The sequence below is a fragment of the Microbacterium flavum genome (genome assembly GCF_018717645.1).
GTDB classification, from domain to species: domain Bacteria; phylum Actinomycetota; class Actinomycetes; order Actinomycetales; family Microbacteriaceae; genus Microbacterium; species Microbacterium flavum.
Map to the genome: position 1 here is coordinate 24,560 of NZ_JAFLHG010000016.1, position 11,813 is coordinate 36,372.

At 71.6% G+C, this 11,813-nt stretch carries 11 protein-coding genes; 5 read left to right on the forward strand and 6 right to left on the reverse strand.

Annotated elements, in window-relative coordinates; genetic code table 11:
- Positions 1 to 214: 214 nt before the first annotated feature.
- From J0P97_RS14370 to J0P97_RS14385, 4 genes are read right to left on the reverse strand one after another with little or no spacing between them, the layout of a single operon-like run.
- Positions 215 to 1,132, reverse strand: coding sequence for an ABC transporter substrate-binding protein (locus J0P97_RS14370; protein WP_215488480.1), 918 nt, complete (start codon positions 1,130 to 1,132; stop codon positions 215 to 217).
- A gap of 36 nt (positions 1,133 to 1,168) precedes the next feature.
- Entirely contained in the window at positions 1,169 to 1,888 is a 720-nt protein-coding gene (locus J0P97_RS14375; RefSeq protein ID WP_215488481.1) for an ABC transporter permease, read from the reverse strand.
- Entirely contained in the window at positions 1,885 to 2,577 is a 693-nt protein-coding gene (locus J0P97_RS14380; RefSeq protein ID WP_215488482.1) for an ABC transporter permease, read from the reverse strand. Before J0P97_RS14380 ends, J0P97_RS14375 begins: the two co-directional genes overlap by 4 nt.
- A complete protein-coding gene (locus J0P97_RS14385; RefSeq protein WP_215488483.1) occupies positions 2,574 to 3,419 on the reverse strand; it encodes an ABC transporter ATP-binding protein in 846 nt (281 codons plus the stop codon). Before J0P97_RS14385 ends, J0P97_RS14380 begins: the two co-directional genes overlap by 4 nt.
- Positions 3,420 to 3,515: 96 nt before the next feature.
- On the opposite strand from J0P97_RS14385, the gene J0P97_RS14390 reads away from it, so the two are divergent.
- The 3 genes from J0P97_RS14390 to J0P97_RS14400 all read left to right on the forward strand — a co-directional run bounded on the left by J0P97_RS14390 (position 3,516) and on the right by J0P97_RS14400 (position 7,513).
- Positions 3,516 to 4,952 (forward strand): dihydrolipoyl dehydrogenase family protein, encoded by a 1,437-nt coding sequence (locus J0P97_RS14390; RefSeq protein ID WP_215488484.1) that lies wholly within the window; start codon positions 3,516 to 3,518, stop codon positions 4,950 to 4,952.
- Positions 4,953 to 5,061: 109 nt separating this feature from the next.
- Positions 5,062 to 5,763, forward strand: coding sequence for a PadR family transcriptional regulator (locus J0P97_RS14395; protein ID WP_215488485.1), 702 nt, complete (start codon positions 5,062 to 5,064; stop codon positions 5,761 to 5,763).
- A 4-nt stretch (positions 5,764 to 5,767) separates the two neighbouring features.
- Positions 5,768 to 7,513, forward strand: a complete 1,746-nt coding sequence (locus J0P97_RS14400; RefSeq protein ID WP_215488486.1) for an ABC1 kinase family protein — start codon at positions 5,768 to 5,770, stop codon at positions 7,511 to 7,513.
- A gap of 66 nt (positions 7,514 to 7,579) precedes the next feature.
- Here the strand turns inward: J0P97_RS14400 and J0P97_RS14405 are convergent, their stop codons facing one another.
- Positions 7,580 to 8,215 carry an NADPH-dependent F420 reductase gene (locus J0P97_RS14405; RefSeq protein WP_215488487.1) on the reverse strand — a complete coding sequence of 212 codons (636 nt, stop codon included), beginning with the start codon at positions 8,213 to 8,215 and terminating at the stop codon, positions 7,580 to 7,582.
- A 103-nt stretch (positions 8,216 to 8,318) separates the two neighbouring features.
- Here J0P97_RS14405 and J0P97_RS14410 point away from each other — a divergent pair, with 103 nt between their 5' ends.
- Positions 8,319 to 9,620, forward strand: a complete 1,302-nt coding sequence (locus J0P97_RS14410; protein ID WP_215488488.1) for a M18 family aminopeptidase — start codon at positions 8,319 to 8,321, stop codon at positions 9,618 to 9,620.
- Between the two features lie 34 nt (positions 9,621 to 9,654).
- Here J0P97_RS14410 and msrA read toward each other — a convergent pair whose 3' ends face one another.
- Entirely contained in the window at positions 9,655 to 10,191 is a 537-nt protein-coding gene (gene msrA, locus J0P97_RS14415; RefSeq protein ID WP_215488489.1) for a peptide-methionine (S)-S-oxide reductase MsrA, read from the reverse strand.
- Between the two features lie 257 nt (positions 10,192 to 10,448).
- Between msrA and J0P97_RS14420 the strand changes: the two genes are divergently transcribed.
- Positions 10,449 to 11,789 carry an MFS transporter gene (locus J0P97_RS14420; RefSeq protein WP_308163582.1) on the forward strand — a complete coding sequence of 447 codons (1,341 nt, stop codon included), beginning with the start codon at positions 10,449 to 10,451 and terminating at the stop codon, positions 11,787 to 11,789.
- The last annotated feature ends 24 nt before the right edge of the window (positions 11,790 to 11,813 follow it).

An 11,813-nucleotide genomic window follows, 5' to 3' on the forward strand; every position in this document is an offset into this window, starting at 1 on the left:
CGTCGCCCGCCGAGTGTCCAGAACACGCGGTGCGCCCTGGGTGTGGCTCCGCGTGTTTTGGACACTCGGCAGGAGAGGCGGGGGAGGCCGTGGAGGCGGGGGAGACGGGGCGGGCGGCGAAGGAGGGGGCGGTCGGGCGCCCCGCGGGGGAACCGCCGCGCAACGCGACAGGCCCCGGCATCCGCGAGGGATGCCGGGGCCTGTGCGTGTCGGATTACTGGATGCCGTTGTCGGCGAGCCAGGACTTCGCGAGGTCCCCGGGCGACTTCTGGTCGACCTTGGACGCGACGTTCAGCGCGATGAGGCCGTCGGGGGTCAGTGCGGCGCTGACCTTGTTGATCACCGCGGCCGCGTCCTCGGGGAACGACGAGGACACCAGCGGCACGACGTGGGATGCCAGGAACAGCCCCTTCGGGTCTTCCAGCGTGACGAGGTCCTTCGTCTTGATGCTCGGGTCGGCGCTGTACACGTCGGCGAGCTGGACGTTGCCCGCGACGAGCTCGTCCACGGTCGTGTCGGCCGTCGCGGAGAACGTGACGTCGACGCCGTACTTGTCCTTCAGGCCGCTGGGGCCGTAGGGGCGCTGTTCGAGCTCGGGGGCCCCGCCGAGGACGAGGGGGGTGATCCCCGCGAGGTCGGCGATGCTCTTCAGATTGTGCTCCTTGGCGAAGGCGGCCGTGACGTTGTAGGAATCCTGGTCGGTCGCCGGCGACTGGTCGAGGACCGACAAGCCCTCGGGCAGTGCCTTCTCGAGCGCCGCGTACACGTCGTCGGTCGTGGTGGCCGTCGTCGTCTTGTCGAAGTACTGCAGCAGGTTGCCCGTGTATTCGGGGGTGATCTGCACGGTGCCGTCCTGCAGCGACGGGATGATCGCGTCGCGCTGGCCGATGTTGAACTTCTTCTCGACGGTGAAGCCGGCGCCCTCGAGCGCCTGGGCGTAGATCTCGGCGATGATCTCGTTCGAGTAGTAGGCCTGCGAACCGACCGTGATCGTGTCGGAGGATCCGCCCGCCGCAGAACCGCTGCTGGCGGGCTCGTCGAGCGAACCGCTCGAACCGCACGCGGTGAGCGCGAGGGCCGTGATCGTGAGTGCGCTCGCCGCCAGGGCGAGGCGCGAGGTGAAGCGTGACATGAGTCGTGCCTTTCTATGGATGCTGTGTGGTGCGGGTCAGGAGGGGGCCGGAGCGGTCTGCGCCGACCGGGGACGCCGGACGGAGGCGGGCGCGCGTACGCCGCGCGGCACGATGACCCGCTGCAGCAGGGCGAACAGCCCGTCGAGGGCGAGGGCGAGGGCCACGACGAGGATCGAGGCGCCGAGGATCTGCGCCGTGTCGCGGACCTGGATGCCCTGGAGGATGTAGAACCCCAGCCCGCCGAGGCCGACGTACGTGGCGATCGTGACCGTGGCGACCACCTGGAGCGTCGCCGCGCGGATGCCGCCGATGAGGAGAGGAAGGCCCAGGGGGACCTCGACCTTCCACAGCACCTGCCAGGGCGTCATCCCGACGGCGCGCGCCGCAGAGATCACCGAGCGGTCGATCGCTTCGAACCCGGCATAGGCCCCGGCCAGGATCGACGGGATCGCGAGGATGACGAACGCGAAGACCGCGGCCTGGCTCTTGAAGGCGACGCCCACGAGGAGGTACAGCAGGACGACGAGACCGAGCGTGGGGATCGCGCGCGCCGCTCCCGACAGTGCCACCGCGAATTCGCGACCTCGTCCGGTGTGTCCGATCGCCCACCCGGCCGGAATGGCGATGATCGCGGCGATGAGGACCGCTCCGAAGGTGAAGGCGAGGTGCTGCCCGATCGCGACGGGGAGGGGCAGGGAGCCGGTGAGGCGGTCGGGGGAGAAGATCCAGGCGATCGCGTCGGCGAAGAGGTTCATGAGGCCCCCTCCGCGGCGAAGCGCTGCAGCGCGCGGCGGTCGGCGCGGGCGTTCTCGCGCCGCGGCAGCCACGGCATCAGGATGCGCCCGGCGATGACGAGCAGGAGGTCGATGATCAGGGCGATCGCGACGACGAGGATGACGCCGGTGAGCACCTCGGGGATGATGCGGCGCTGCAGGCCGTTCGTGAAGAGGTATCCGAGGTTCTCGACCCCGATCAGGATGCCGACGGTGGCCAGGGCGATCGTCGAGGTCGCCGTCACGCGAAGGCCCGCGAGCAGGACCGGGCCTGCCAGCGGGAGGTCGACCGTCCAGAATCGCCGCCACGGCCCGTAGCCGACGGCGACGGCTGCCTCGCGCGTGACGGGGTCGACCGAATCGAGGCCGTCCGTGACCGAACGCGTCATGATCGCGACGCCGTAGATCGTGAGCGCGGTGATGAGGTTCGTCTCCGACAGATAGGGGATGCCGAACACCGACCACAGGAGCGCGAACAGGCCGAGCGAGGGGATCGTGTAGAGCAGACCGATCGTCGTCAGGACCGTGCCGCGCAGCGCCGAGAACCGCCAGGCGAGACGCCCGAGCGGGATGGCGATGACGAAGGAGAGCATGATCGCGATCCCGCTCTGGCGCAGGTGATCGAGCGTGAGCCCCCAGATGAGGTCGAGGTTGTCCAGGACCCAGGTCACGGAGCGCTCCCCGCGGCCGGTCGCGCGTCATCCACCAGCACGCCCTGCGTGCGCCCGGAGGCGTCGACGAGGACGGTGCCCCGGGCGGTGCGCTTGGCGCGCAGGGCGCGCTCGCCGCGGTCGAGGCCGATGAACTCGGCCACGAAATCGCTGGCCGGGTTCTCGATGATCTCGTCGGGGGTGCCGACCTGAGCGATCTGCGCGCCCTTCTGCAGGATGACGACCTGGTCGCCCAGGAGGAAGGCCTCCTCGATGTCGTGCGTCACGAACACGACCGTCTTGTCGAGATCGCGCTGGAGGCGGCGCGTCTCGGTCTGCAGCTCCTTGCGCACGATCGGATCGACCGCGCCGAAGGGCTCGTCCATGAGGAGGATGTTGGGGTCGGCGGCCAGACCTCGGGCGACCCCGACGCGCTGCTGCTGACCGCCCGAGAGCTGACGGGGGTACCGGTCGGCGAGCGCGCGGTCGAGGCCGACGACGTCGAGGAGCTCGAGCGCGCGGGCGCGGGCCTGCTTCTTGGGGACGCCGTTCAGGACGGGCACGGTCGCGACGTTGTCGACGACGCTGAAGTGGGGGAGCAGCCCCGCGTTCTGCAGGACGTAGCCGATGCCGCGGCGGAGCTTCACCGGGTCGCGGCCCCGGATCGGCTCATCGTCGATGAAGATGTCGCCGCTGGTCGGCTCGATGAGCCGGTTGATCATGCGCAGGAGCGTGGTCTTGCCGCAGCCGGACGATCCGACGAAGACCGTCGTCTTGTGCGCGGGCAGCACCAGGCTGAAATCGTCCACCGCGACGGTGCCGTCGGGGAATCTCTTCGTGACGGAACGGAACTCGATGGCCATGCATCCTCCGGATCGGGTTTGGTCCACACAACCACACACTCCCGACATTCCCGAAGGGGGTGGCATGCGGCGTCACAGTCGGGTAGAGGTGGGGGCATGGATGCCGAGGAGTACGACCTCATCGTGATCGGAGCAGGGCCCGTCGGAGAGAACGTCGCCGACCGTGCGGTGCAGGACGGTCTTTCGGCCGTCATCGTCGAGGCGGAGCTCGTCGGGGGCGAGTGCTCCTATTGGGCGTGCATGCCCTCGAAGACTCTGCTGCGTCCGACCTCGGCGCTCCGCGCGGCTCGGGCCGTCCCCGGGGCGGCGCCCGCGGTGCGCGGGGGCGTCGACGTCGGGGCCACGCTGGCCTCGCGCGATCGGATGGTGCATGAGTGGTCGGATGCCTCGCAGGTCGACTGGCTCGCGGGTGCGGGCATCGACCTCGTGCGCGGCCACGGGCGCCTGGAGGGCGAGCGGACGGTGCGTGTCGCGTTGCCGGACGGCGGCGAGAAAGTGCTGCGCGCGCGCGTCGCCGTCGCCGTGTGCACGGGCTCCGCCGCGCTCCTGCCGCCCGTGCCGGGGCTGGCCGAGGCATCCCCCTGGACCAGTCGCGAGGCGACGAGCGTGCAGGACGTGCCGGCGAGCCTCGTGATCCTGGGGGGCGGGGTGGTCGCGTGCGAGATGGCGACGGCGTTCGCCTCTTTCGGCACGGCCGTGACACTGCTCGTCCGCTCCCGCCTCCTGGCAGAGACGGAGCCGTTCGCGCAGGACGCCGTCCTCGCCGGGCTCCGTCGCGCGGGGGTCGAGGTCCGCTTGGGCGTGGAAGCGGCATCCGTCTCGCGTGATGACCTCGGCGTGCACGTCGAACTCGGAGCGGGCGAGCGGGAGGTGCGGGAGGAGATCGTCGCGGATGAGATCCTCGTCGCGACCGGGAGGGTACCGCGGACACAGGACCTCGGCCTCGAGACGATCGGCCTCGAGCCGGGGTCATGGCTCGAGGTCGACGACACGCTGCGCGTCCGCGGGCACGACTGGCTCTACGCCGTCGGCGATGTGAACCACCGCGCGCTGCTGACGCATCAGGGCAAGTATCAGGCGCGGGCCGCGGGCGACGTGATCGCCGTCCGTGCCCGCGGCGGCGAGGTCGACGATGCGCCCTGGGGCGCGCACGTCGCGACGGCCGACCACCGCGCCGTGCCCCAGGTCGTGTTCACGGAGCCGCAGATCGCCGCGGTCGGCCTCACCCAGGCGGGCGCCGAGAAGGCGGGGATCACGGTGCGCGTCCTCGACGTCGATCTCTCCGCGATCGCGGGGGCGGCGACCCACGCCGACGGCTATGCCGGGACCGCGCGGGCGGTCGTCGATGTCGACCGGGGTCTCATCGTCGGGGCCACGCTCGTCGGCGACGACGTCGCGGAGATGCTCCAGGCGGCCACGATCGCCGTGGTGGGGGAGGTGCCCCTCACGCGGCTGTGGCACGCGGTGCCCGCCTACCCGACGATCAGCGAGCTGTGGCTGCGCTGGTTGGAGCAGTACGGCCGCCCTGCCTGAGGTGGCGGGCCCGGCGTTCGGGGAGGGCCTCTTCACGGCGAACTCACGGTATCGTCGAGATCGCCAACGATATATCGTTGAGTATCGTTCACAGGTGATGGAGGTTCCCATGAGCAACTCATACGGCAACGGCTTCCCGGGTTTCGGGGGTCAGGGCTTCGGCTTCGGCGGCGGCGACGGCAAGGGCGGCTTCGGCGGTCAGGGCTTCGGCGGCCAGGGCCTGGGCGACATCGTCGACGCCCTCGGCCAGTTCGGGCAGCGCTTCGAGAAGGCCTTCGGCGAGAAGTTCGAGCAGAAGGCCGGCTCGCGGATGGGCCGTGGCGACGTCCGCGCGGCGATCCTGGCGCTCCTGGCCGAGCGCCCCATGCACGGCTATCAGCTCATCCAGCAGATCGAGGAGCGCTCGGGCGGTGCGTGGAAGCCGAGCCCCGGCTCGGTGTACCCGACGCTGCAGCTCCTCACCGACGAGGGCGCGGTCGAGGTCGAGGAGGACGGTGGTCGCAAGACCTACTCGCTGACCGAGGCGGGTCGCGCCGAGGCAGACGAGAAGCCGGCTCCCTGGAGCCACGGCGGGGGCGACAACGGCGGCGAAGGCGCGGCATCCGGCTCCCCGTCGGGCCCGGCCGGAGCCGCCCGAAGCGGCGCGCACGGCTTCGGTGGGGGCATGGCTCCGCTCGCGAAGGCGGGCTCCACGCTCGCCCAGGCGGCCATGCAGGTCGGCCGGACGGGCACGCCCGAACAGGTCGATCAGGCGGTTGCAATCCTCGACGAGGCGCGTCGCAAGCTCTACGCGATCCTCGCTGAGGGCTGATCGGATGCCGCAGGCCGCGCACGCGACCGACGAAGAAGCGGGCGCGCACGCGCCCGCTTCTTCGCGCAGCTCGCGCGCCCGATACAACCGCATCCTCCGCTTCGCGACGGGGGTGATGATCCAGGCCTGGTGGTTCGAGATCGTGCTGCCCCGCGTGGGGCTGCGCTCCCTCGGGGAGCGGTCGCGCACCCGACGCCTCACGCGGATGGCGGCGCGGTTCCGGGTGCTGGCGGTGGAACTCGGCGGACTCATGATCAAAGTCGGCCAGTTCCTCTCGGCGCGCCTCGACGTCCTGCCCCCCGAGATCACGGTCGAGCTCGAGCAGTTGCAGGACGAGGTGCCGGCGGTCGCGTTCGCGGAGATCCGCGCGCTCGCCGAGGCGGAGCTCGGGACGACCCTCGGGCGGGCGTACGACTGGTTCGATGAGACGCCCGTCGCCGCGGCTTCCCTCGGCCAGGCGCACCGCGCCCGGCTCTCGGACGAGGACGAGCAGATCGCGGGATTCCGCGATGTCGTGGTCAAAGTGCAGCGCCCGGGCATCGACAGGATCGTCGCGACCGACCTCGCCGCGCTCCGCACGATCGGCGCACGGCTGAGTCGCATCGGGTTCGTCGCCGACCGGGTCGACGCGCCCGCCCTCGTCGAGGAGTTCGCCACGACGAGCCTCGAGGAGATCGACTACCTGCACGAGGGCGTGAACGCCGAGCGCTTCGCGGCGACCTTCGCGAGGGGCGACCGCGTGGACGCGCCCACCGTCGTCTGGGAACGGACGACGCGACGCGTGCTCACCCTCTCGGATGTCACCGCGATCAAACTGGGCGACGTCGACGCTCTGCGAGCCGCGGGCATCGATCCGGCCGAGGTCGCTCAGGCGTTCGCCGGCGCGATGTTCGACCAGCTGTTCGGCGCCGGGTTCTTCCATGCGGACCCGCACCCGGGCAACGTCTTCGTCACTCCGCATGCCCCCGACGGGAGCGGCCGCACGTGGTCGCTCACCTTCATCGATTTCGGCATGATGGGGCAGGTGCCCGAGGGGCTCCGCGACGGACTGCGGCGGATCGTCATCGCGGTCGCCGCGCGTGACGGGCGGGGACTCGTCGACGGCATCGAGCGCATCGGCGTGCTCCTTCCCGGCGCCGACACGACTGAGCTCGAGCGTGCGCTCACCGCGCTGTTCGCCCGGTTCGGAGGCATCGCCTTCGGTGATCTGCAGAACGTCGACCCGCGCGAGTTCCGCACGTTCGCGGACGACTTCGGCGAGGCGATGCGGAGCCTGCCCGTCCAGCTGCCGGAGAACTTCCTCCTCATCACCCGCGCCGTCTCCCTCACCTCGGGGGTGTGCAGTGCGCTCGACCCGTCCTTCAACGTGTGGGAGGCGATCGACCCCTACGCGCAGCAGCTCCTGCGGGAGGAGAGCCGCAACGCGGTGACGGATGTCGCGAAGGGCATGTTCGGGTACGCCCGGACGGTGATGGGGCTCCCGCCGAAGCTCGACGGGGTCGCCGATCGGATCGATCGGGGATCCCTCTCGGTCGCCACGCCGGAGATCGACCGCCGGTTCGATGCGATCGAGGCGCTCGTGCGCCGGACGATCTCCGCCGTCGTGTTCGCCGCGCTGCTCGTGGGCGGCGTGCTCCTTCTCCCCGCCGTCCCGGGACTCGCCATCAGCCTGATGATCGTGAGCGTCGTCCCGCTCGCGTTCGTGATCGCGCCGCGCCGCGGGAGCGGACGTCGCCGCCGGCGACCCTGACCACGGCGAGGAGTCCGCGCGCGGGACGGTCAGCGCGTGCTCCGGCAGCGACGCCGGCGGCGGCGCTCAGCGCGTCGCGCGGGCGAGGTTCTGGCGGAGCTCGTCCGCATCCTGGCGGATGACGTACGCGGGCCGGTCCCGCTCGACGCGCCAGCTCTCATCGACGTTGCCGATGTCGACGGTGTCGAAGCCGAAGGCGTCGTAGAGCTCGGTCGCGAACGCCGCGGCCTCCGCGTGGTCGCTCGCGATCGCGAGCGCGCGGCGGCCGGAGGTTCCGGCGGGGGAGCCGGTGGTGAGGATGTCGGCGGCGACGATGTGGTTGAACGCCTTGACGACCCGGGAGTCCGCCAGGTGGTCCTGCACGAGACGCGTCGTCGTCGTGCGGCCCTCGTCGAGGGCGGGGATGCGCCCGTCGCGCTCCCAGTAGTAGTTGTTCGTGTCGAGCACGATCTTGCCGGCGAGGGGCTCGGCGGGAACATCGCCGAGCGCCCGCAGGGGCACCGTCACGACCGCCCAGTCGGCGGCCGCCGCCGCCTCTGCCGCTGTCGCCGCCCGCACCCGCGACCCCAGTCGCGCGACGAGGTCGGCGAGGGTCTCGGGTCCGCGCGAGTTCGCGATCACGACGTCGTAGCCGCGCTCGGCGAGGCCTTCCGCGAGAGCGCTGCCGATGTGTCCTGCTCCGATGATGCCTACGGTTGTCATGCCGTCGGCAACGCGGGCGATTCGGCGATCATTCCCCCGGAGGCGACAGACTCGGCTCGCCGCTGCCGCCCGCCGAGGGCAGCCGGCGAACTACCCTGGACGGATGCCGCAGACCGCCGTCGTCCCTGCCCGTGCCGACGTCCTGGCTCACGCCGAGGACCTCGCCGACTTCGTCGCCGCCTCCCCGTCGAGCTTCCACGCCGCGGCGGAGGTCGCCCGGCGGCTGCAGACGGCGGGCTTCGCCCCATTGGAGGAGACGGCGCCGTGGCGCACCGAGCCGGGCGCCCGCCAGCTCGTCGTCCGGGACGGCGCGGTCATCGCCTGGATCGTGCCGGAGGGCGCGGGGGCGGACACGGCCTTCCACATCTTCGGAGCGCACAGCGACTCTCCCGCCTTCGCCCTCAAGCCCCGACCCACGACCGGGCGCGCCGGCTGGCTGCAGGCGGGCGTCGAGGTCTACGGCGGACCCTTGCTGAACTCCTGGCTCGACCGCGAGCTGCGCCTCGCGGGCCGGCTGGTCCTCGACGACGGCACCCGGGTGCTCGCCGCCACGGGCGCGCTGCTGCGCCTGCCGCAGCTCGCGATCCATCTCGATCGGGAGGCGAACGACCGGCTCACCCTCGACCGGCAGCGGCACACGCAGCCCGTGTGGGGCCTCGGCGACGCGGCATCCGCCGATCTGCTCGCCGAGGTCGCCGGCACCGCCGACGTGGATGCCGCCCGCATCCGCGGCTACGACCTCGTCACCGCCGACGCGGCGCGCGGGGCGGTGTTCGGGAAGGACGACGCGTTCTTCGCCTCGGGGCGGCTCGACGACCTGGCATCCGTCCACGCCGGCGTCACCGCCCTTGCCGCGGCGGGCACGGATGCCGGTCACATCTCGATGCTCGCCGTGTTCGACCACGAGGAGATCGGCTCGGCCACCCGCTCGGGGGCCGCGGGCCCGTTCCTGCAGGACGTCGTGGAGCGCATCCAGCTCGCTCTCGGCGCGGAGCGCGAGGAGCAGCTGCGTGCGCTCGCCGCATCGTGGTGCGTGTCGAGCGACGTGGGCCATTCGGTGCACCCGAACTACGTCGAGAAGCACGACCCCGTCGTCCAGCCGCTGCTCGGATCCGGTCCGATCCTGAAGATCAACGCCAACCAGCGCTACGCGACGGATGCCGCGGGCGCCGCCGCCTGGCACGGCTGGTGCGAGGCCGCCGGGGTCACGAGCCAGGAGTTCGTCTCGAACAACGCGGTGCCGTGCGGGTCGACGATCGGACCGATCACGGCGACGCGACTCGGCATCCGGACGGTCGACGTCGGCATCCCGATCCTGTCGATGCACTCCGCGCGCGAACTCGCCGGAACGGCCGACCTCCACGCCCTGACCCGGGCCGCCGGCGCGTTCTTCGCCGCCGCCTGACCGCGCTCCGGCGACCTCGCCGGCGGAGGACGGGTCACACCTCGGCGCGCTTCGGGAGCACCCAACCGGCGCGGGGGAAGTGGCACGTGTACCCGTTCGGGATCCGCAGCAGGTAGTCCTGGTGCTCGGGCTCGGCCTCCCAGAAGGGAGCGGCGGGCTCGATCGTCGTCACGGCGGCGCCGGGCCAGAGGCCTGAGGTGTCCACATCGGCGATCGTCTCGCGGGCGACGCGCTCCTGCTCGGGGTCCAGGGGGAAGATCGCCGAGCGGTAGCTCGAGCCGATGTCGTTGCCCTGACGGTTCAGGGTCGACGGATCGTGGATCTGGAAGAAGAACGCGAGGATGTCGCGGTAGGTGGTCGCGGCGGGGTCGTAGACGATCTCGACCGCCTCGGCGTGGCCGGGGTGGTTCCGGTAGGTGGCGTGCTCGTTGCGGCCGCCGGTGTACCCGACCCGCGTGTCGAGGACCCCGGGCTGGCGCCGGATGAGATCCTCCATCCCCCAGAAGCATCCGCCGGCGAGGACCGCCGTCTCGGTGCCGGGCGTGCGGGTGATGCTGCCGTCGTCGGTCATGATGTCTCCTTCGGTCGTGCGCGTTCTTCGCGCGCGTCACACGGGACAACGCACGCACATCCGATTCTGGTCCCTCGTCCGCCTCAGAGGTTGCTGGGAGCCGCTCCTCGCGGATGCCCCCGCGGTAGAATGAGGTGTCCGCAGTTCCCGTCGGCTGTATGCCGCAGGGACCGCGAAGTGCATCTACCAGCTCGACCGATGACGGTCGGCCCGAGAAACGGCGGCACGTGAAAACGAGCCGACTCTCGGAGGAACGCGTGGAACGCACGGAAGATCGAACCCTGATCCAGCACATGGGATGGGCCTACTGGCCGATCGCCTTCATCGCCCGACTGCCATTCGCGATGATGACGGTGGGCGTGCTCATGCTCGTCGTCGCCGCGACCGGGTCCGTCGGGCTCGGCGGCCTGACCTCCGCCGCCGTCGGCATCGGCGTCGTGGTCGCCGGCCCCGTCATCGGCGATCTCGTCGACCGGCACGGCCAGCGCCGCATCCTCGTGCCCGTGGGCCTTCTGAACGGCGTGCTGCTCGCGCTGTTCCCCGTGATCGTCACGAGCGGGATGCCGGAGGGGGTGGTCCTGGCCGCCGCGCTCGCGATCGGGCTCACCGCCCCGCAAGCCGCTGCGATGAGTCGCAGCCGGCTGCTCACCGTCATCGGCGCTCGCCTGAAGCCCGAGCGCCGCGCGGCGGCCACGAGCCGCGTGATGTCGTACGAGTCCGCGGCAGACGAGACGGCCTTCGTCATCGGTCCGTTCCTCGTCGGGATCCTGGCTGCGCTCATCGCGCCCTGGGCGCCGATCGCGATCGCCGCCGCGTTGAGCCTCGGCTTCGTGACGGCGTTCGCCCTGCATCCGACCGCGCGCGTGCAGATCACGGGAGACGCCGATGCCGTCCGCGCTCCGATGCGCGCCGTCTTCTCCGGGCGCATCCTCGTGCTGGTGGCCGCGACGTTCGGCGTCGGGATGTTCTTCGGCACGACCCTGACCTCGCTCACGGCCTTCGCGCAGAGCCGCGGCGACGAGGCGCAGGCCGGCCTCCTGTACGGCCTCATGGGGATCGGGTCGGCCGTCCTCGCGCTCGGCGTCGCGCTCCTCCCGACGCGTTTCGCCCTCCGCCGGCGCTGGATCCTGTTCTCCGCCGTCATGACCGTGTCGGCGCTCGCCTACGCGACGCTCGCGCACGGGGGCCAGGATCACGTCGTCCTGTGGCTTCTGCTCATGGGGCTCGGCGTCGGCCCGACCCTGGTGACGCTGTTCTCGCTCGCCGGCCACCGTGCCCCCGTCGGGCGCGCGGCGACCACCATGACCCTCCTCGGCTCGGCGCTGACCCTCGCCCAGGCCCTCGGATCGGCGTTCACGGGGTGGCTCGCGGAGGAGGTCTCGCTCGCGGCGGCCCTCACGCTCCCCGCCGTCGCGGCCGCGCTCGTTCTCGTCTTCGCGATGGTCAACGTCTTGGTGGAGCGCGCCGCCCGTGCTGCAGGCGTGCCCGCTGCGGGCGGGCTCGCGGCCGGCGTGCCGAGCGCTCACGCGTCGTCCGGGCCGGATGCCGAGGCATCCGAGTCTCGGACGCTTCAGACGTCCGACTCGGTGCGACAGTGAGATCCGGTCGCCTCGGGGCGCCGG